Raw genomic sequence first — 21,933 nt, forward strand, 5'->3', positions numbered from 1 at the left:
TTCCGTAAACTAGAGCAGAAAGGAATGAAACGATGGATATCTATTTAAAAAAAGCAATCTTGCATATTATTGATCGAGAAACAGGATCTCCTGTATTTTCACAACAAGAACTGGATCTTACGAAAGATTTTGTCAGGGACTTTCTACAAAAGAAGATCCAAAAAATCTCTTCTGCACAAACTAAAACAGGGCAACTCACTGAAGAAAGCCTATTTTCTCAAAACTTGAAACAGTGTCAAGAAAATTTTGTCGAAGAAAGTGAGCGTTTAGTCCAACGGTGGTTTGACATCTATGCAGAAAGTGAGGAAGCACCTAGTGCAGATGTTTTCGTTGTCTTGTATGAAGTAGACACTGTGATGTATTTAGCCTTATTGAAAGTGAATTATCGTGATGCTTATACTCACTATGTGGAAGCAGATGAAGCCGGTATTGACAACCGTTTGATTTTGAACCGAGCGATCCTTGGCTCAAAATCTCAAAAAGCAGATGAAGCCTTAGCAGTCAATCTGACAGATCTGACGTATGAGTTGATTGAAAAACGCTATGAGTTCTCTGGTAAAAAAGAATGGTACTTTTCGGGAAAAGTGATTGAGAGCGTCCCGGCACCTTCTTTGGAAGACAACGTCAAAGTGATAAAAAAAGTGGCGAAGCAGCTAGGCAAGAAGTTTGAAGCAGAAGAATTCGATATCATGGCGGACTTAAAAGAAGCTGTGTATGATACGATCGAAGAAAAAGGTAGATTGGATCATGAAATGATCGCGGAGAAAGTATTCAAAGAAAATATCACTGCCAAGTTAGCATTCCAAGAAGAAGTCAAAGAACAAGGCTTTATTTCAGAAGCACCACCAGTGAAAGAAGTACAAGAAATCTCAGAGAAAAAATTCGGAAAGCAAAAATTCCGTTTATCAAATGGCATTGAATTGATTGTACCAGTAGACGTTTATCGTAACCCGGATCTGATTGAATTTGTCAATAATCCTGATGGTACGATCTCTGTCATGATTAAAAATGTGGATGAAGTATTGAATCGTCTATAGTTTCTTTTAGATGAATCAAAGAAACCAAATAAAAGTGAATAGTAAAAAAGCAGTCAATATCCACGAAGATCGTTTTTCAAGTCTTGTGGGTGTTGACTGCCTTTTTTGTGTTGTTTATTGTAAACTGGTTCATTGATCTAATTGATCTAACGCTTTGTCCGGCACTTGAGAAGCTGTTACTTCTTCCCAACTGATGACGCCTTTACGTGAATTGACTTTTAGTTTTAAATAAGCATCCATTTTTAAAGGACGTTCTCTCGCTTCACGTAAAGTGACTGCTTTTTCTTCTCCTTGTGCGTTGTAAGCATTTTGGTCGTATACATAAATAGAAACGTCCATGTCATTGTCTGCTGAGTCAACTTCTTTTTCTCCGTTAGTGGTGATTTTTGTATAATAAGTTTCACCGCCATAGAAATAATCATAAGCGATAAAGCTTCCTCCTAGGAAAATTCCCAATACAATCAATAATGCTATCAATTTTTTTATCATTTTTTTCACCTCGGATACTATTATTCAACAAAATCTATTATTCGTCTATCGAAAGTCCAAAATTTATCGTATTTATATATAATAATGGCATATTCGCCGTTTTATGTATAAAATACTTAAGTTTTCTGTGAGAACATTTTTCAAAGTTGAGCTTACGATAATCGAATTTTAGGAGAGCTAGTTGCTTTGCTTAAAAAAACACAAATTATATAATAATGTTATGAAAGGTGGTATTAAAATGGAACTGTATTATTTAGTTGGTTTGTTTGGTATAATTTTTGGACTTTATGTGTTAGCAAAAAGAAACAATAAGATAAAACCATTCTTTTCCAAATTAACTTTAGCATTTTTGGTTGTATACTTGATCTGGCGTCTTTTCTACACGATCCCAAATGATGGCGTGATATCATTAACTTTCGGTCTTATTTTATATGTGGCAGAATTTATTGGTTTATTTGTGTATGGTTTTTTTATTTACTTGTTTTCTAATAAGTTGTCGAAAGAGTCCATGAGAGTTCATTACGATGAGGAGCCATTTCAACCAAGTGTAGCAGCGTTTATATGTACGTATAATGAGGATAATAAATTAGTGATTGCGACTGCTTTGGCTGTCAAAGCGTTACGTTATCCAAATAAGAAAATATATATTTGTGATGATGGTCATCGTGAGGAATTGAAAGAACTTGCAGAAAAATACCATATTGGTTATCTGACAAGAGAAGGTAACGAGAACGCAAAGGCAGGAAATATCAACTATGCACTTTCACAAACAAGTAGCGACTTGATTTTGCTTTTAGATGCTGATTTCATCGTTAAGAAAAATATTATTTACGAGGCTATCGATTATTTTAGAAATCCAAAGGTTGCGTTAATTCAATATCCTCAAACTTTTTATAATAAAGATCCCTTCCAATTATTGAGAAAATCATTTTACAATGAACAGGAATTATTTATGCGTTTTTTAGAACCAGCTCTTTCACGTGAAAATGCGTTGATCCATATCGGGACCAACGCTATCATTCGACGCAGTGCTTTAGAGGAGATAGGTGGCGTCCCAACAAAAAGCATTACTGAAGATATGGCAACAGGGATGTTATTGCAAAATGCTGGTTATGAAACGATTTTCATAAATAAAGCTTATGCTTTGGGAATCACGCCTTATACAGCTCGAGAGCTGTCCTCTCAACGGACACGTTGGGCCCAAGGTACAAAGCAAATATTTGACCATTTTAAACCACGTAAATTTAAAGGGTTATCTCGTATGCAAAAATTGTGTTACTATAATTCTTATTTGTACTGGTTTACTTCATTTCAAAAAATCATTTTTTTATTAGCACCAACTCTTTTTATGGTCTTTGATATATTTATTGTTCGAAGTAACAACAATCAGTTATTATTGTTCTTTTTACCACCGTTTGTCATGATTTCTCTTTCGTTTCGGTTGTATGTTCCTAAAATCAGGAATCTTACTACTTCGCATATCTATGATTGTTTTGTCGCGCCGATCCATACTAGAGCATTGATCAAAGAGTTCTTTCATTCGGAAAAAAAATTCAAAGTGACAAAAAAGGAACTTGTTGACAGTCAATCATTTGATTGGCGAACAGTTTTTCCTCATATGTTACTATTTGGTTGGATCGCTTTCGCCTCTATCGTTGCATTGTACCGACTTTATCGAGGAGAAGGATATGAAACAGGCTATATTGTGACACTTCTATGGTCAGTGTATAACCTCTATGGATTATTCTATGCGATTTTGATTGGTAAAAATCGAACAATTGAAAGCGACAGTGAAGCATTGAGCATTGTAACAAAGAAACAACTAAGTTATCTATCCCAATCATTTGAGATGTATCAAATGAGTTATAACGGATTTAGACTTCGTTCCAAAAAATTAGTTACTCCCACTTTTACACCTGGGAAAGCTTATTTATTTATGGATGAGAAAACTGGACTTAGAATCAATTCGATATGTAAAGAAAATCATGGGAGATATGCGACTTTCTCATTTAACAATTTGACACAAGCTTCTGCAGAAGAACTTGCAAGTTACTACAGTGATCAGTTGAATGCAGCAAAACAATTAGAATTCGATATGGAAACCGATACTTTACAAAGTTGAGAGTATGACTATTACTAATAGAAAACGAACGCTGTCAATAATAACAATAGCGTTATGACAGAGGTCGGCACAGAAGTATTTAGGCTCGAGAAATAAGACGACAGCTACGTAAATTGTTCTTCAAATTTTTGTGGCTGCCGTCTTATTTCCGAAGAGTTTACTTCTGTCCCCGCTGTATATTCCCTTTTAGAATATGCGTGAAGACTAATGTCCCACTCACTTTTTATTGAAATAGTGTATCGAAACACTTTAATTGACTTTGACCAATTTTGACGTATAATAGGGTTTGTTCATAACTTACAAAAAGTAAGTGTAGATGATTTTTTTGAGTTTATACTGAAAAAACTGTTATGGACGATGAGCTGAAATCATTCAGTGCATAAGACTATTTAGGAGGTTTGTTAATTATGGCAAAAGAACATTTTGATAGAAGTAAACCACACGTAAACATCGGAACCATTGGGCACGTTGACCATGGGAAGACCACATTGACTGCTGCAATCACGACAGTATTAGGGAAAAAAGGCTTAGCAAATCCTCAAGATTATGCAAGCATTGATGCAGCTCCAGAAGAACGTGAACGTGGGATCACCATCAACACAGCACACGTAGAATATGAAACTGATAAACGTCACTATGCACATATCGATGCACCAGGACATGCGGATTATGTGAAGAACATGATCACAGGTGCCGCTCAAATGGATGGTGCGATCTTAGTTGTTTCTGCGACAGACGGACCAATGCCTCAAACTCGCGAGCATATCCTTTTGTCACGTCAAGTTGGTGTAAAATATTTGATTGTATTTTTGAATAAAGTTGATTTGGTCGATGATGAAGAATTGATCGATCTTGTAGAAATGGAAGTTCGTGAATTATTGAATGAATATGGTTTCCCAGGTGATGACACACCTGTCATCAAAGGCTCTGCATTGAAAGCATTGCAAGGTGACCCAGAAGCAGAAGCTGCGATCAATGAATTGATGGAAACAGTGGATGACTATATCCCAACACCAGAACGTGATACCGACAAACCATTGCTTTTACCAGTTGAAGATGTTTTCTCAATCACTGGTCGCGGAACGGTAGCATCTGGTCGGATCGACCGTGGAGCTGTTCGTGTCGGTGATGAAATCGAGATCATCGGAATCAAACCTGAAACGAAAAAAGCGGTTGTGACAGGGGTAGAGATGTTCCGTAAAACGTTAGATTATGGCGAAGCTGGAGATAACGTCGGAATCTTGTTACGTGGTATTCAAAGAGAAGATATTGAACGTGGTCAAGTAATTGCGAAACCTGGTTCAATCACACCACATACAAAATTCAAAGCGGAAGTTTATGTATTGACGAAAGAAGAAGGCGGACGTCATACACCGTTCTTCAATAACTACCGCCCACAATTTTATTTCCGCACAACAGACGTAACAGGTACGATCGTGTTGCCAGAAGGAACAGAAATGGTTATGCCTGGTGACAACGTAACCATCGACGTAGAATTGATCCATCCAGTGGCAATCGAACAAGGAACGACTTTCTCTATTCGTGAAGGTGGTCGAACTGTCGGTTCAGGAATGGTAACAGAAATCGAAGCGTAAGTATTTATATAAAAAAAATATAAAACCTGTGGACAAGGTATTTACTTGAATATCTTGTCCAATGGTTGTAATAGAAGTGTTAATCACCGATAAAAAAGCGAGCAAACTCGAAAATTTCTTTGAATTTTTGGGTTTCTCGCTTTTTTTTGTGGGGGGAATCTTCGAACAACATTTTATGAGATTCTGGAAGAATAGATGAATTAGAAATTTGAACGTTCAAAGGGTTGAGCGAAATCCATGACTATTTGTTTTCTGAAATCGATGATTTTATTGGGGAAATTCGCTCAGTAAATAGTGCAAAGGGAAATTTTCGGTTTGCGCCGGTCATGTATTTAGAGTATTCTCTAAAACATATTGACCAAATGCCACAGTCTACTTTTGAAGAAATCATCAAAAAAAATGTAGAGATGAACATCGCTCATCCTTTTCGTGAAGAGAACGGTAGGAGTACTAGAATTTGGTTAGATCTCATTTTGAAATCGGAGATACAGAAAGTGGTTGACTGGAATCTAATTGACAAGTCGGATTATTTATCTGCAATGGAACGTAGTCCGATCAATGACTTAGAAATCAGCTATTTGATTTCTAACGCGTTGACAGATAAGATTTCCGATCGTGAACTGTATATGAAAGGGATCGATGTGAGTTATTTTTATGAAGGTTACTCTGAATATACGATTGATGATTTATAACAGAAGGAAAAAATGTTTTATGAATAAACAAAGTACGCCTGATTTTGACTAAAACAGCAAAATCAGGCGTTTTTTTATTTACGGAACCATTTTTTTAAGCCATTCAAAGGTTTTGTTTTTTGATCAACGGGCGCATTGTCAATGATCAATAACGTGATCATTACATAAGCGATCCAACTATCTCTTGAATAAAGTGTATAGCGAGATTTCCAGTTGGTGGCATATTTATCTTTGTATTCTCTCAACCCTTGAAAAGAATAGAAATGTGAGCCAAATTCATAGACTAGATAAGCAATCCGTTCTTGAATGAAACTTTTTCTTGAAGTCCCAACATTAGACAAAGGAGCCATACCCAAATTGAACCATCGGATATTTTCCTCCTTCATATATTCAAAAAGATGGATGAATAAATAGTCCATGCTGCCGGAAGGGGCAGTATCTGGATCATAGCGCATCAAATCAATCGTTCCGATCTTATCATTCGTATAAGTCGGCATGATCGAAGCGAAAGCGACCAACTCATCTTGATCGTTTTTGACGACTGCAATCGGTGCTCGCTGTAAATAGTCTTCTGAGAAGAAACCTAATGAGAAGCCTTTTTCTTTGCGACTGCCTAGCCAACGATCAGAAATGGTTTTAAGCTCAGCCATTTGTTGGGATGAATATGGGGGCTGAAGTACCTCAAACGTGAATCCTTCTCGTTCGATGCGATTCAGTATCGCACGTGTGCCTTTCATTTTTTTCCCAGAAGTCGTGAAGTCGGCTAACGAAACATGGCCTTCTTCGCCCATTTTGATAAAATCATAGCCAAATTCATGAAGGATCATAACCAGTTCTTCGCTCGTTTCATAAAAGACTGGCAAGTAGCATAAGCGATCTGTTTCTGCGATAAAGGCTTCGATCGCTTCTGGAAAATCTTCTTTTTTGCCTGAGGGATCGCCCATCACCACACACTTATTGTTATAACTAGCAAATTGTAACAAGACGGTTGCTTCCCCGTCTTTTTCATAGGTAAACATCCGTTTATCTTTCAAAAAAATCAGTTGACTATCTGAATTACCGCCGTAAGTTTCTAAAATCGTGGTGGCGACCGCTTCATCTAACTCTTGTCCAACTTGTGATTTTTTACCTTGGAGATAGTGGACAAATAAAATCATGATAAAGGCTACTGCTAAAATTGCTAGAAAACCAGACAACCAAATTTTTTCTGATGGAAATAGAAAAAATGAAATAAACCGATGATTACGATGTGGGAAAGTGGGCATATTATAAACACCGATCACGATATATAAAACGGTCAATGCACCTATGATCAACCCATCGATCGTCAACCATTCCCACGAGTAGATAAATTGATCTCTGAACAATTCATTACGTGAAGCGATCACGATACCTAATAGCAATAGTAAGAAAATAATGCCAGTAGTGCTTAGATCATTCAGTCCAACATAAATTAATGAAACAAGGATCAAAAAAATGGTTGGCCAGTAGACACGCTTGACTCTGGCTGCGATGCCTCGTCCCATAATAACAAACAAGAAGCCTAACAATATGCTTGGAAATTGCATAATAAAATGCATCTTTATAGGATTGATATGATGCAACCAACGAAACTCAGTAAATGCTTGCGGGATCGTTGCTGAAAGAACCAACATGATGCCAGAAAAATACATTAAGATCACCAGGATCTTCCGGGCAATCTGGGTCGCTAATTGCTTTGGAATACCAGAGTATCGTTGGTCGATCGATACACCGACATTTTTAAAGAAGAAAACTAATCCAATGAAAAATGGAATAAAGTAATAGAAGATCCGATAAAGCAAGATCCAGATCACAACGGTTTCTTTAGGGATACCTAGAGCTGATAAACCAAAGATCATCATCACATCAAAACTACCGATTTCTCCTGGGATCATTGAGATGATCCCGATAACTGAAGCAGAGATAAAAAGAGGGATTGTTTGCCATAGATCGATGGGGATCTCCATCAAATAGCCGACTGCAAGAAAGGTTCCTAAGACACCCGTCCATTCCAATAAGGAAACGAGTAACAATTGCCCTTGGGATTTAATTGAAAGACCACCAACATAGCCTTCTTTTTTGATCGTGGTAAAAATAAAAACGATGGGGAAATACAAACCACCGGCAATCAACCAAATCCAATACTGTTTAAGAAACGGAGCGACAGGAGTAAAGAAGACCATAAAAAACGAGACTAAACTATACAGAGATAAACCCGCCATCAAAAATAAAAATACTTTAGATAAAGCTTGCATGACTTGTTTGCTATCTTTTCTTTGACCGTAGAGTTCGGATCGTAAACCGATACTGACAAAGCCACCAAATCCAGCAATGTTATTAATGGTATTGATCATCCAACTTGTTTCAAATAAATATAATGGCTTTTGCTTTTGATTTAGTAACTTGTTGAAAATCAAATCATATCCAATCATGGGTAGAATAGAAATCAACCCAATCAAAAACATGACACCAATTTTCCAGAGTGGGATCGTGGAAAATGTTTGAGCTAGTTGGTCCGCAGATAACAAAGTACTGATTGTCATCAATTCACGAATAATAATCACTAATACAGAAATCAAAAAAATCGTTTTGATAAGTCTCAAGTGGCTTTTGAACCACTGAATGATTGGCTTGAACAAAAAATCACCTACTATTTTCAAATTTATTTTGTCAAGAAGTCTAAAACTTCTTGATTGAAGCGTTCTGGGTTTTGGCGAGCTAATTGGTGTCCTTGTCCTGTGACGAGAACAAATGAAGCATTAGGGATCGTTTTCGCTAAATAAAGCGAATGTTTCAGTTTGATGACATCTTTTTTACCGACGATGATCAGTGTTGGGCAATTGATTTTTTCTAAATGTTCTGTCGTGAGGCCAATATCATGAAGCAATAAATCGATGACCAATAAATGCTGACGTAAATGTGGCTGGAACAGTGCGCGCAACCAAACAAAGAAATAGTGAAAAGCACTGAGTAGTCGTGAGGACCAGAGAACCCCATTCAACCGTGTATTACCCGAATTTAAAATCAAGCGATTGACCCTATCTGGATAATTGCTTGAAAAAACTAAGGCAAGATTGGCTCCATCACTAAATCCCAAGATATTCGCTTGTGAGATTTGTTCCAGCAGCATGACTGTCAATAAATCATCTGCCATCAAACGAAAATTCAATGTTCCTGCTTGATTTGTCGATTGTCCATGCCCGCGACTATCGATGAGATAGATCGTAAAGTATTGTTCTAAAACGGGCACTTGTTCTGAAAAGAAATCACCGCTCCCGTCATTTCCATGAAGTAGCAAGAGGGGAAATCCATGTCCACTTTTTTCATAATAGATGTCAGTACCATCTGCCATTTTTGCAAATTTCTTTTCTCTTTTCACATTTATCACCTACTATTTTGAATTATAACGCTCTTTATCTATTTTAGAAATCGAAACTCTATAAAACGAACGATCATTTTCGTAAGATGAAAGGGAAAATGAAACATTCATTTTTTATTAAATTAAATAAGAAAAAACAGAGAAAAAATAGCCAAGAATGAAAAGAAATAGTAAGATAAAAAAAGATGTCAAATAGCTAGGTGGGTTTGAATGAAGAAAAAAAGAAAATCAATCTTCCGTATGATCGTAGGTCTATTTGTCTTCACGATTCTGGCAACGATTCTTTTTCTATTCGGTAGAACATATCAATCGATCAAGCGTGTAGAAAATTATCAGCCAGAGATTTCGTCAGCATTAGAAAAGTATCAAATGCAAGAACATGAGAATCTAGTGAAGGCAATCATACTTACTGAATCAAGAGGAAATGGTGTCGATTTGATGCAAAGTTCGGAAAGTGCCTATGGACAGATGGAGGCGATCACGACACAAGAAGGAAGTATTGACCAAGGAGTCAAATACCTCTCAGAGATGATAGCTGAGGCGAAAGCATTAGGTTGCGATCTGGCGACAGCGATCCAAGCGTACAATTTTGGCAAAGACTATATTGCTTACGTCAACGAAAGAGGCGGGAAGAACACGGTCCGTTTAGCCGAAGAGTATTCTAGGGATGTGTTGAGTCCGCTTTTAGGCAATGACAACAAAAAAACCTATCGCTATTGGCGAATCCAGTCATTATTGTATAATGGTGGGTATTTATACCATAATGGTGGTAATATGTTTTATGCAGATGTAGTGAAGATGAACCAACAGTTTCTTGAATGGTATGAAAATATTTTTTAAGCCTGTTGGATCGAACCAACTGCAAATCAAAGCAAGACGAATAATGAATACAATGAATGGAAAGAAGGAGTGCTTGGACGAGTGGAAGAAAATCAAAAAGTAATGGAGAAAAGAGAGAATACAACGAAAGATTGGGGATTAAGATTTTTCAAAGGAATGTTTATCGGCTCAGGATTTATCTTGCCGGGAGTGAGCGGAGGAGCTTTAGCAGCAGTATTTGGAATGTATGAGCGGCTGATTTCTTTCTTAGCACATATCACTAGAAACTTTAAAGAAAACGTCTTATTCTTTTTACCAGTCGGCTTAGGTGGTGTCACTGGTGTATTCTTGCTGTCTTTTTTAGTCAGTTTTTTACTAGGGGCCTATGAAACAACGATTTTGTGGTTCTTTGTGGGATGTATTGCTGGAACGGTGCCCGCTTTATGGAAAGAGTCAGGGAAAAAAGGCCGAAACAATACAGATCTCATTATTATGGTTGTGACATTTATTTTAGGTTATCTTTTCTTGTTATATGGTGCCCGTTTATTTGATGGGCAAGTAGAACAAAATGTCTATATCTGGATGATGGCAGGCGGTTTGATTGGTCTCGGAATGATCGTTCCTGGATTAAGTCCATCGAATTTTTTAGTTTATATGGGACTGTATAAAGCGATGGCTGATGGATTTAAAGAAGTGCGTTTAGAAGTGATCATTCCTATTGCAATCGGCGGAATCGTGTGTGTACTAGGTCTTTCCAAAGTAATGGATTTTATTTTCTCAAAAGCTTATAGCAAATTATTCCATTTTATTCTAGGCATTGTTTTTGCATCCACGATCATGATCATTCCTACAAATTATAGTGGACTTGGCATTTTAGGTATCTTGGCATGTCTAGTGTTATTCATTGCTGGTGCTGCACTAGGCTGGTGGATGAGCCGTTTAGAAGAGCAGTATAAGTAGAAGAAGCACAAGAAGAAAAGTCACGTGATCGTTGTATTCAATCAGCCAAGTTCTTGATAGATGGTTCGAAGAAACGATTCTCTTCTGTGATTTTTCTAGGTGAAGTATATGGTGAGATAGAAAAATAGAAAACAGATCCGCTGTTTTTTGATTTTTCTATCTTTTTTTAAAATTAAAAAAACGAGTTGTTTTTAATCGTAGAAACAGCTAGACTAATTGAAGTGATTATTTTTGAAAGTTGGCGTGATATGGAAATGAAAGAATTAAAGGGACTTACAGAAAATGAAGTGAGCCAAAGACGTGCCTCTGGTCAACAGAATGATTACCAAGAGGATGCTACAAAAAGTACGAAACAAATTTTCAGCGATAATATTTTAACATTATTCAATTTTTTGAACTTAGGAATAGGACTATGCTTATTACTAGTTGGAGCCTATTCAAACATGGCTTACTTAGCAATTATTTTTGTAAATATCACCATGGGGATCTATCAGGAAATCCATGCGCGTAATCTTGTGCGCCGATTATCAATCGTCTCACAGGCGGAAGTAACCGTCATTCGTGATGGGAAAGAACAGATGATTGCAACGAAAGAACTAGTTTTAGGCGATCTTGTAAAAATCGGTGCGGGTGAACAGATTCCTTCAGACTTGCAAGTGATCAGTGGTCGGGCAGAGGCAAATGAAGCTTTACTGACCGGTGAATCTGATTTGATCGTCAAAGAGTCAGGAGCAGAATTACTTTCTGGTAGTTACCTGACTAGTGGCTCTGTCTTTGCTACAGTTATCCGTGTTGGGGCAGATAATTATGCTGTCCGCTTGACCAACGAAGCAAAAACACACAAGGAAATTCATTCGGAACTTGTGGAATCGATCCGCAAAGTATCTAAGTTTACAAGTTTTGTGATCATTCCTTTAGGGATCATCTTATTCTTGGAAGCTTTGTTCATTCGAAATGCGTCGATCCAACTATCAGTCGTTGCTTCTGCGGCGGCCTTACTGGGAATGTTACCAAAAGGATTAGTGTTATTGATCAGTATCGCATTGACGACTGGTGTAACTAAACTAGCGAAGAAACGAATCTTAGTCCAAGATATGTATTCGATCGAAACATTGGCACATGTAGATACATTATGTCTTGATAAAACAGGGACGATCACCGAAGGAAAAATGAGCATCCAACGAGTCGAACCCTTAAATAAAACCTATGAAAAAATGATTCCAACCATTATGGGGACATATTTAGCTGAAAGTAGCGATAACAATATCACAATGCGTGCGTTGAGAGAGTATTTCGAGATTTCTAATCGTTACGATGTCGGAGAAAAATTAGCCTTTTCATCTGACCGCAAATGGGGCGCAATGGAATTTCCTGAACTAGGTGTAGTCTATGTCGGGGCTCCGGAACGGTTAGTGGCAGACGATCAGTTGCCGGAAAGTTTAGTGGAAGCCCAGGCCAACGGGTTTCGTGTATTGATGTTAGGTCTTGCTCCCAATCAAACGTTGTCTTCAGGCGATCCTCAAGGGGTTGAACCGATTGCTTTGTTTGAAATCGATGATCCTATCCGTAAAAACGCGCAAGAAACCTTAGCTTATCTACACGAAGAAGGGGTAGACTTGAAAGTGATTTCTGGAGACAATCCTTTTACGGTGTCAAATATTGCGCGACGTGCTGATTTGCCCAACTATCAATCGTATGTTGATCTATCTGATTTGACAGAAGAAGCAGAAGTCAGAAAAGCGGCGCATCAATATACAGTTTTTGGGCGAGTGAGTCCGCAACAAAAGAAACTCTTAGTCAACGAACTGAAAGCAAGTGGACGAACAGTTGCAATGACTGGAGATGGCGTAAACGATGTATTGGCTTTACGTGAAGCCGATTGTAGTATTGCGATGGCAGAAGGAGACGGAGCGACACGACAAATTGCTAATCTTGTCTTGTTAGATTCTGATTTTACGACATTGCCCGAGGTATTGTTTGAGGGACGCCGAGTCGTGAATAACGTAACGAAAGTTTCAGGTATTTTCTTTATTAAGACAATCTATTCATTTATCTTATCGATTTTATGTGCAGTGACGGCTATCGGATTCCCATTTATTCCGATCCAGATCACGTTGATCGATCTTGCTATCGAAGGGTATCCATCTTTCTTCTTATCATTTGAGAATGATAAACGAAAAGTCGATTATCGCTATCTGCCTACTGCGCTAGTCAATGCATTACCTAATGCATTGCTTGTTGCTTTCAATACTGTGGCGATTTACCTGATCGGTCACAACCAAGGTTGGACATCTGGTGAAACAACGACATTGATGTATTATTTATTGATTGGGATCAGCTGTCTGGCAGTGATCAAAGCCTGCTTGCCATTCAATCTATTACGGATTTTCTTAGCAGTCACCACAGTGGTCGGTATTTATGTTGCTGCGATGCTTTTCCATCATATATTAGAAGTCAATCTTGGGTTAGGAAATACTTGGACATATTTTGTTGGCTTTATGGTTTTGAATGTGTTATTACGTTTAGGATATTGGAAATTAGGCATACAAAACAAATTATTGAATAAAGTAAATGCAAATAAAACTCATCATACTCAAGTGGAAGAAAATGTCATATAATCCAGTATCTATCACTTGAAAAAGTATAGGAATATGGTACAATGAAACATGTATAATTGTGTCCTTTAAAATCGCACTGATTTTCGTTAGTGCGATTTTTTACCGGTTATTCTCCTGAAATGTCTTGTCGATGAGTATGAGATATCAACTAATGCAGGGGGTGAGAATATGGCTCAAAGGATCCCTCAAGAGACCATTGAGACGATTCGTAATCAAACGAATATCGTTGAGGTGATTGGGCAATACGTCCAGTTGAAAAAATCTGGGAAGAATTATTTAGGTCTCTGCCCTTTCCATGAAGAACGTACTCCTTCATTTTCGGTTGCGGAAGATAAGCAGATTTTCCATTGCTTTGGTTGTGGAAAAGGTGGGAATGTCTTTACGTTTCTTCAAGAATTGGAAGGTCTGTCTTTTCCAGAAGCAGTGGTCAAGGTCGCTGATTTAGAACAGATCCAACTCGAAGATCAGTGGCGACAACAAACGCTGACTACTCAAACCGGAGATTCAGCTACTGGTAAATTGATCGCGGCTCATGAAAAAGCAGTAGAAGTTTATCATCACATGTTGTTGCACACAAAAGTAGGTGAGCCAGCGTTAAATTATTTACTCGAACGTGGTCTGACCACCGAGTTGATCGAAGAATTCAAGATCGGTTTTGCGCCAAATGAACGCTCATTTTTACAACAAGTGTTCCAAAATGAAGACTATTCTGAGGAAGTATTCAAGCAGTCCGGCTTGTTTGTGACACATGATGATGGACGGATGTCGGATCGTTTTTATCAACGGATCATGTTTCCTCTTCGTAATGGTCAAGGTCGGACGATCGGGTTTTCTGGTCGTTACTTGGCTAGTGAACACGATGCAAAAGATCAACCAAAATATTTGAACAGTCCTGAAACGGATCTATTCAACAAAAGACAAGTCTTATTCAACTTAGACAAAGCACGTAGTGAGATCCGCAAGTCGGGTGAAATCTTACTATTCGAAGGATTTATGGATGTTATCGCTGCATGGCAAGCGGGTCTCAAGACTGGTTTAGCCTCCATGGGAACAAGTCTGACGACTCAACAGATCCAGCAGATGGAAAAACTGACAAAAGAATTAGTGTTTTGTTATGATGGTGACCGTGCGGGTGTAGAAGCTACGAACCGAGGCATCGAACTACTGCGTCAAAATAGTCGAATGCAATTATCTGTCGTAGCGATCCCAGAAAAACTCGATCCAGATGAGTACTTGAGAAAGTATGGGGAAGAGGCTTTTCAAGAATTAGTTTTACACGGACGAGAAACCATTTTTGCTTTTAAATCGCGTTATTTGAAGCAAGAAAAAAATCTGGAAAATGAAAAAGATAAAATTGAATATCTTGAAGCGGTACTAAGTGAATTGAGTAAAGTTGTTTCGCCAATCGAACAAGACATGTATCTAACGCAGTTATCAGCAGAATTTCAGCTGAGTCGAGAAACGATGCAAAAACAAATACGTGATTTGCGCCGAAAGAATCAACCAACCAAGCAAGAACAAGCTCAACCAACGACAGAGCAGGTGTCCGTAAAATCTGGAACGATCAGACAAAAACGCCCACTATCTCAGGTTGAAAAAGCAGAACAAATGCTATTGTATCGAGCGTTCAAAGAACTTGCTGTGCGTAATCTACTCAAGGAACAAGGCGTTCAATTTATTCATGATACTTATGCAGAAATCTATTTTTTATTTGATGCGTTTGTATCTCAAAATGGAGAATTCAAACTTGCGGAGTTTTTAGACTTCTTGCAAGATGAAAATTTAAGGCGGATAGTGGTCGAGATCGAATATATGCGAATGGCTGAAGAAAGTACGCCACGTGAGATCCAAGACTTACTGAGAGTGATCAGTAAATCGGGCTTAGCTGAAGAAATCATAACAAAAAAACAGATGCAGCAAGAAGCACGACGTACTGGGAACAAACAGTTAGAATTGGAATTGACGATTGAGATCATCAATTTAACGAAACAGTTAAAACAAGCCGAATAGCTACTTAAAGGGGGCCTTCTTTTATGGCAAATGGAACAGATGTTAAAAAATATGAAGCAGCAGTGGCAGCGTTCATTAAAGAAAATAAACCAAAAGGGCAAGTGATTTATGATGATCTATCAAATAAACTTGCGACACCATTCACTTTAAATGCAGATGAAATGGATAAGTTGATCCAAAAAGTAGAGGACGCAGGTATCAGCGTCGTTGACGAAAATGGTGAACCATCGATCCATAGTCTGAAAAGTGCTGAGAAAAAAGCAGAACAAGCGAAAACAGAAGATCTTTCTGCACCGACAGGCGTCAAAATCAATGATCCTGTTCGGATGTACCTCAAAGAAATTGGCCGCGTCTCCCTTTTAACTGCAGAAGAAGAAGTAGCATTAGCATTGAAGATCGAAGAAGGTGACCAGGAAGCGAAACAACGCTTAGCTGAAGCTAACCTTCGTTTAGTTGTAAGTATTGCCAAAAGATATGTGGGTCGTGGGATGCAATTTTTAGATTTGATCCAAGAAGGAAATATGGGATTGATGAAAGCTGTTGAAAAATTTGACTACCGTAAAGGGTTCAAATTTTCTACCTACGCAACTTGGTGGATCCGTCAAGCGATCACACGTGCGATTGCTGACCAAGCCCGTACGATTCGTATTCCAGTGCATATGGTGGAAACCATCAATAAATTGATCCGTATCCAACGTCAATTACTACAAGACTTAGGAAGAGAACCAACGCCTGAAGAAATCGGTGCTGAAATGGATCTTCCTACAGAAAAAGTACGCGAAATCTTAAAAATCGCTCAAGAACCTGTCTCATTAGAAACACCAATCGGTGAAGAAGATGATTCACATTTAGGTGATTTTATCGAGGACCAAGAAGCAACTAGTCCTGCGGAACATGCAGCGTATGAATTATTGAAAGAACAATTAGAAGATGTCTTAGATACTTTGACAGATCGTGAAGAAAACGTCTTACGTTTGCGTTTTGGCTTAGATGATGGCCGTACACGTACGTTGGAAGAAGTAGGTAAAGTCTTCGGCGTGACTCGTGAACGTATTCGACAAATCGAAGCAAAAGCATTAAGAAAACTTCGCCACCCATCACGCTCAAAACAATTGAAAGATTTCTTGGAATAATCAAGAAATAATTTTTTAAACAAAAAAACAGATCATTTTTCTTGAATGATAGAAAACCCTCAAAGTAGGAGATCTCTCCAGCTATTGAGGGTTTGTTTTTTATCAAACAATTCGACTAACTTTCAACAAAGGCCCGTTTAAACAAAGTAGCTCATTACGGTCGTTATTTATTTTTTACTGAAAGACTTATTTGTTTTTTTATAAAATCCTTAGGATATCCTATTGGCGTGTGGATTAGATTATGGTAGATTTAATGGTAGCGAAAACCTAGTAAAGGAGCCGATCGCTAAGTGATAAAAAAATGTCCAAAATGTGGATCAGAAAAAATCAAAGATCAATCAAAATGTCCAGAATGTGACTTTGAACCACAACAAGATGAACTGACACAATTACCCCAAACAGATGGAAATCAATCGTTAGACGAAACAGCTGAGGAAGTTTATCCAGACAGTATCGTAAATGATCCAATCGAGTGGTCAGAACTAAAAGATCTACCGTTGGAGTCTGTCATGGAGTTGTTTGACTCAAGTGACACGAGCACTGAGTCAAAGGATGATCAAGTAGATAAAAAAGAAAATATCAATCTTGGCAAAGAAAAAACAGAGACAGATCACTCTGCTACCTCTGAGCAAAGAGAAAAAGCGCAGCAGAAAAAACGAGTAGCTGAATTAAAAGAAGCAGTAAACAATGAAGAAGAAAATTCCATTCTAGCTGCTTACATCAAGGCGCATCGTGAAGATACGACTGAAGAACACGCAAAAGAGCTGCTTCGAATGATCGAAACGGCGGCAGCAACGGGTGAGGATTCAGTCGACATTCGCTTGTCGGAAAATACAACGGAGCAAGTTTCTCCTGAAAAATCTCAAGAGGATGCAATAAAAGAGCCACCAGTGGAAGAACCAACAGAAGAAACGATCATTGAAGATACTGTGGTCGAAGATTCTTCAACAAGTACAGAAGAACAAGTAGACGTAATTACAAATATAGAAGAAACTGCCCCAGTTTCTACGGAAGAACCTGTAGAGACGACTGAACCGATCGAAGAGGAAAGTTCTAAGGTTGAGAGTACGAAAGCTGCTTCAACAGATGCACCGCAACCAAAAGAAGCTCCTGAAACAACTGAACTGGTGGAAACACAGCCGGAACAGACAAAGGTTGAGGAACAAGAAACAAGCAATGCGTCCATCAAAAAAGAAGAATTGCCAAATGATCGAGGATCAAAGAAATCCAAAAAAAGATTATACCTGACGAGTGCGGCAGTGCTTTTACTTGGTGCAGGGGGTTGGATGTATTATGATCATCAGCAAAAAATCCAAGCAGAAATCGCTGCCGAAACCCAACGTAAACAAGATAAAATGGCTGATTTACAATCAGATTTAGCTGCGTTTTATTCAGATGATGATGAACAGTTCATTCGTACAAGTATGATCAATCAAGACTTATCAAAATTAAGGGCATCATTGAATGAGGTCAAAGATGAAAAAGGGTATGCAGATCTGGAAAAAACCTTTGAAGATATCCAATCAAAGATCAAACAGATCCAAACGGTCAATGAATGGTTTGTTACACCAGTTATCGCAGATGATCAACTGATCGCAGAACCCAAATTGAAAGCTGACCAAGCGATCCAAAGTTTTGAAACAGAAGATACAGCATTTGGTCAATTGATCGACAAAGCGACAGATGAAGCAACTAAACAGTATCAACAACTTCAAACAGCAAAAGAAAAAACTGCTGTGATCTATGCAGATGGTCAAGTAAAAGATTCAGCAACGAAAGAGCAGTACGACACAGCAAAAGCAGAAGTGGCGAAAGTAAAAAATACAGAATTAGTCAAAGCACTTGTGACCGAATTGGACAAAGTCGATGAAGCTTTGACGAAAAAAGAAGAAGCGAAGAAAGCCGAAGAAGCAAAGAAAGCTGAAGAAGCGAAGAAAGCCGAAGAAGCGAAACAAGCGCAGGCGCAGGCTGAAGCGCAAGCACAAGCACAAGCTGAGGCAGCTGCTCAACAAACTGAGGCGACACAAACAACGCCAGCGACTAACTCCGCAAACCGTCCAATCATGGAAACAAGAGCCAGTGATGTCGCAGATGCTTCTAATCCTGCTTGGAATTGGGCACCAGGAGTCAAAGAAAGTGTGATCGCAACAAGTATTGCACGAGGCTACATCGTAGAGGGCGGCTATCGATTAGAGAAAGCTCGCATCGAAAACGGTGAAGGATACTACAACCTTTATGCGACTTCTACTAAATCATCTTTGATGAATGGTATCGGTGAAAGTGCTCTACCATTTTATATTGTCACAATCAATTGTAAAACTGGTTGGTTTGGTGGGAACGGTAGTAACTAGATCAGTGGTAGTTAGCTAGAGTATAGTTATATCAGCCTGATTTGCTATTCCTACAAAGCAAAACAACAATGGTCCAGAAGCAATTTTTCTTTCTATCATAGCGTCAAAAATAGGCCTTAGAATCCAAAAATATGAGGATATTTTCGGGTTTTATGGCCTATTTCAGTCGAACACTGACGGCTTAAGCTTTTATGGAGAATCTCTATCTATAAACATGGCGTTATGTTATGATAGCAAAGAAATGTTGGAATACAAAGGCCTTTTAGAAAAGGAGAAAAAGATGAACGAATTATTAGCAAATGTCTTTACCGCAATGGTGATTGACGAAAATGAAAAAAATTATTTTGTCCAAAAAAATGGACAAACTTTCCGTTTGAGCAAAGAGGAGGGAGAGCATACGATCGGCGAAGCAGTCGAAGGTTTTGGTTATCAGAATCAAAAACAAGAGAATCGTTTTACAACGGTGATCCCGAAGAGTCGCATTGGTCATTATGCTTTTGGAACAGTCACTTCTTCAAGAAAAGATCTAGGTGTCTTTATTGATATTGGTTTACCGGATAAAGATTTTGTTGTTTCACTGGATGAGTTACCTACAATGACTGAGTTGTGGCCCAAAAAAGGGGATCAGTTGATGATCGCTTTGCGCGTTGACGCGAAAGATCGCATTTGGGGAAGCCTAGCAGAAGAAAGAATCTTCAAATCACTAAGTAAGCATGGTTCAGAAGAATTGAAAAATAAAAACATCTCAGGAATCGCTTATCGTTTGAAGCTGACTGGCACGTATCTGCTGACGGATGATTTTTATATTGGGTTCATCCATCCTTCAGAACGTTACCGCGAACCACGTTTAGGTGAAAAATTAGAAGGACGCGTAGTTGGGGCTAGACCTGATGGTGTGTTGAATATCTCTTTGAAACCACGTGCACACGAAGCGATTTCTGATGATGCACAAATGATCTTAACGATTTTAGAACGTTCAGCAGATCAACAAATCGCATTCACTGACAAATCAGATCCAGATGAGATCATGCGTGCCTTTGGGATCAGTAAAGGGGCATTTAAGCGAGCAATTGGTAATTTATTGAAACAAGGATTGATCAAACAAGAGGATGGCGTGACGAAACTAGCGAAAAAATCTAATTGAGAATGACTTGCATGTTTTTCTCGTCTAGCTTATAATAATTTTAATCTAGAACGGTTGATTAGATATCTTAATTATAATCATTATAAATTGTTGGGGTTGAGAAAATGGGCATGAATACAATGTCAGTAATGAAAAAAACAAAACAACAGCTACATGAATCTGGGTTTAAACTGACCCCACAACGAGAAGCAACCTTGCTCGTCCTCTTAGAGAACGAAAAAGAACACTTGTCAGCAGAAGAAGTTTTCTTTCTAGTCAAAAAGAAAAACTCAGAGATCGGTTTGGCCACCGTTTATCGGACGTTGGAGATTCTAACGGATCTAAAAGTCATCGACAAAGTTAGCTTCAATGATGGTGTGGCTCGGTATGATCTGCGAAAAGAAGGAGCCAAACATTTTCATCATCATCTCCTGTGCTTAGATTGTGGAACGATCGAGGAAGTCGAAGAAGATCTGCTAAGTGAAGTTGAACAAGTGATCGAACAGCGTTACCACTTTTTTGTCAAAGATCATCGTTTGACCTTTCATGGTATCTGCCAAGAATGCTATAATAAGAAAAAAGAAAGAAAGACCGTCTGAATTGATAGACGGCTTTTTCTTTGAAGTGTCTACTGAAAAATAGACTACCGAAACCAAAGGCTATCTGATATGATAAAGAAGCATGAGGTGAGAAGGATGGAAGAAGAAATCAATGAATATCTTCGCTATTTAAGTATCGAGCGTGGATTATCGTTCAATACTCGAAAAAGTTATGAACGAGACTTGAATCAATACTTGCACTATCTAAAAGAACACGAGATAACCTCTTGGCAAACAATTGATCGATTTGTCGTCATCCAATATTTAGAAACGTTGCATGCGGAAAATAAGGCTTCTGCAACGATTACACGTATGATTACAAGTTTAAGAAAATTCCATCAATTTTTGCGACAAGAACGGTATACAGAACAAGATCCAATGCAACACATCGAGACACCGAAGAAAGCCCAAAAGTTGCCAAGTACATTGTCTTTAAAGGAAGTAGAACGGCTGATCGAAACACCTGATACATCGAAAAGTTTAGGGATCAGAGATCGCGCTATTTTAGAAGTCATGTATGCAACAGGGATGCGTGTGAGTGAGTTAGTCGGACTGAAGTTAGGCGATTTGCACTTGTCTTTAGGGCTGGTTCAAACCTTAGGTAAAGGAGATAAAGAACGAATCATTCCTTTAGGCGATTATGCGATCCAATGGTTAGAACGTTATTTGGATGAGGTTCGTCCTTTACTAGTCAAAAATCCATCTGAAAACCACGTTTTTTTGAATCATCATGGTTCAAGTCTCTCTCGACAAGGAATATGGAAAAATTTAAAACAACTTGTTCGAGAAGCAGGGATCTACAAAGACGTGACCCCTCATACATTGAGGCATAGTTTTGCGACACATTTACTAGAGAATGGGGCGGATTTACGTACCGTTCAAGAACTATTAGGTCATGCAGATATTTCAACGACACAGATCTATACACATATCACGAAAAAAAGAATGACAGATGTCTACAAGCAGCATTTCCCAAGGGCTTAGT

At 38.4% G+C, this 21,933-nt stretch carries 15 protein-coding genes and 1 pseudogene; 13 read left to right on the forward strand and 3 right to left on the reverse strand.

Going from position 1 to position 21,933, the window contains the following annotated elements; all coding sequences use genetic code 11:
• Nucleotides 1–32 precede the first annotated feature (32 nt).
• Nucleotides 33–1,037, forward strand: a complete 1,005-nt coding sequence (locus ACH0AK_RS09685) for a nucleoid-associated protein (RefSeq protein WP_499796873.1) — start codon at nucleotides 33–35, stop codon at nucleotides 1,035–1,037.
• A 129-nt stretch (nucleotides 1,038–1,166) separates the two neighbouring features.
• On the opposite strand, the gene ACH0AK_RS09690 is transcribed toward ACH0AK_RS09685, so the two are convergent.
• Nucleotides 1,167–1,523, reverse strand: a complete 357-nt coding sequence (locus ACH0AK_RS09690; RefSeq protein WP_029594083.1) for a YxeA family protein — start codon at nucleotides 1,521–1,523, stop codon at nucleotides 1,167–1,169.
• A gap of 241 nt (nucleotides 1,524–1,764) precedes the next feature.
• Between ACH0AK_RS09690 and ACH0AK_RS09695 the strand changes: the two genes are divergently transcribed.
• The 3 genes and pseudogenes from ACH0AK_RS09695 to fic form a co-directional block, all read left to right on the forward strand.
• On the forward strand, nucleotides 1,765–3,648 hold the full coding sequence (locus ACH0AK_RS09695) for a glycosyltransferase family 2 protein (protein WP_023519459.1): 1,884 nt from the start codon (nucleotides 1,765–1,767) through the stop codon (nucleotides 3,646–3,648).
• 407 nt (nucleotides 3,649–4,055) lie between these two features.
• Complete coding sequence (gene tuf / locus ACH0AK_RS09700; protein ID WP_023519460.1) at nucleotides 4,056–5,243, forward strand: elongation factor Tu; 1,188 nt, start codon at nucleotides 4,056–4,058, stop codon at nucleotides 5,241–5,243.
• Between the two features lie 179 nt (nucleotides 5,244–5,422).
• A pseudogene (gene fic / locus ACH0AK_RS09705) lies at nucleotides 5,423–5,935 on the forward strand (protein adenylyltransferase Fic); the annotation flags it as partial.
• A 74-nt stretch (nucleotides 5,936–6,009) separates the two neighbouring features.
• Here the strand turns inward: fic and mprF are convergent.
• Together mprF and ACH0AK_RS09715 are read right to left on the reverse strand one after the other, a co-directional pair.
• Nucleotides 6,010–8,595, reverse strand: a complete 2,586-nt coding sequence (mprF, locus tag ACH0AK_RS09710; protein ID WP_499796874.1) for a bifunctional lysylphosphatidylglycerol flippase/synthetase MprF — start codon at nucleotides 8,593–8,595, stop codon at nucleotides 6,010–6,012.
• A gap of 23 nt (nucleotides 8,596–8,618) precedes the next feature.
• The gene (locus ACH0AK_RS09715; protein WP_010735792.1) at nucleotides 8,619–9,335 is read right to left on the reverse strand and encodes an alpha/beta fold hydrolase; all 717 of its coding nucleotides are present in this window, start codon (nucleotides 9,333–9,335) and stop codon (nucleotides 8,619–8,621) included.
• Between the two features lie 210 nt (nucleotides 9,336–9,545).
• On the opposite strand from ACH0AK_RS09715, the gene ACH0AK_RS09720 reads away from it, so the two are divergent.
• From ACH0AK_RS09720 to xerD, 9 genes are all read left to right on the forward strand, one after another.
• Nucleotides 9,546–10,175, forward strand: a complete 630-nt coding sequence (locus ACH0AK_RS09720) for a lysozyme family protein (RefSeq protein WP_010735791.1) — start codon at nucleotides 9,546–9,548, stop codon at nucleotides 10,173–10,175.
• Between the two features lie 102 nt (nucleotides 10,176–10,277).
• The gene (locus ACH0AK_RS09725) at nucleotides 10,278–11,114 is read left to right on the forward strand and encodes a DUF368 domain-containing protein (protein WP_499796881.1); all 837 of its coding nucleotides are present in this window, start codon (nucleotides 10,278–10,280) and stop codon (nucleotides 11,112–11,114) included.
• Between the two features lie 248 nt (nucleotides 11,115–11,362).
• The gene (locus ACH0AK_RS09730) at nucleotides 11,363–13,732 is read left to right on the forward strand and encodes a cation-translocating P-type ATPase (protein WP_178946745.1); all 2,370 of its coding nucleotides are present in this window, start codon (nucleotides 11,363–11,365) and stop codon (nucleotides 13,730–13,732) included.
• Nucleotides 13,733–13,900: 168 nt separating this feature from the next.
• Nucleotides 13,901–15,742, forward strand: a complete 1,842-nt coding sequence (dnaG, locus tag ACH0AK_RS09735; protein ID WP_137072163.1) for a DNA primase — start codon at nucleotides 13,901–13,903, stop codon at nucleotides 15,740–15,742.
• A gap of 23 nt (nucleotides 15,743–15,765) precedes the next feature.
• Nucleotides 15,766–16,875: an RNA polymerase sigma factor RpoD gene (rpoD, locus tag ACH0AK_RS09740; protein ID WP_010735787.1), complete on the forward strand. Its 1,110-nt coding sequence runs from the start codon at nucleotides 15,766–15,768 to the stop codon at nucleotides 16,873–16,875.
• Nucleotides 16,876–17,165: 290 nt separating this feature from the next.
• A complete protein-coding gene (locus ACH0AK_RS09745; protein WP_499796875.1) occupies nucleotides 17,166–19,226 on the forward strand; it encodes a cell division site-positioning protein MapZ family protein in 2,061 nt (686 codons plus the stop codon).
• A 280-nt stretch (nucleotides 19,227–19,506) separates the two neighbouring features.
• Nucleotides 19,507–20,370: a CvfB family protein gene (locus ACH0AK_RS09750; RefSeq protein WP_010735785.1), complete on the forward strand. Its 864-nt coding sequence runs from the start codon at nucleotides 19,507–19,509 to the stop codon at nucleotides 20,368–20,370.
• 104 nt (nucleotides 20,371–20,474) lie between these two features.
• A complete protein-coding gene (fur, locus tag ACH0AK_RS09755) occupies nucleotides 20,475–20,948 on the forward strand; it encodes a ferric iron uptake transcriptional regulator (RefSeq protein ID WP_023519469.1) in 474 nt (157 codons plus the stop codon).
• A 96-nt stretch (nucleotides 20,949–21,044) separates the two neighbouring features.
• The gene (gene xerD / locus ACH0AK_RS09760; protein ID WP_023519470.1) at nucleotides 21,045–21,932 is read left to right on the forward strand and encodes a site-specific tyrosine recombinase XerD; all 888 of its coding nucleotides are present in this window, start codon (nucleotides 21,045–21,047) and stop codon (nucleotides 21,930–21,932) included.
• Nucleotide 21,933: the final 1 nt, after the last annotated feature.

Source organism: Enterococcus pernyi (genome assembly GCF_045371165.1).
In the GTDB taxonomy this organism is placed as follows: Bacteria; Bacillota; Bacilli; order Lactobacillales; family Enterococcaceae; genus Enterococcus_B; species Enterococcus_B pernyi.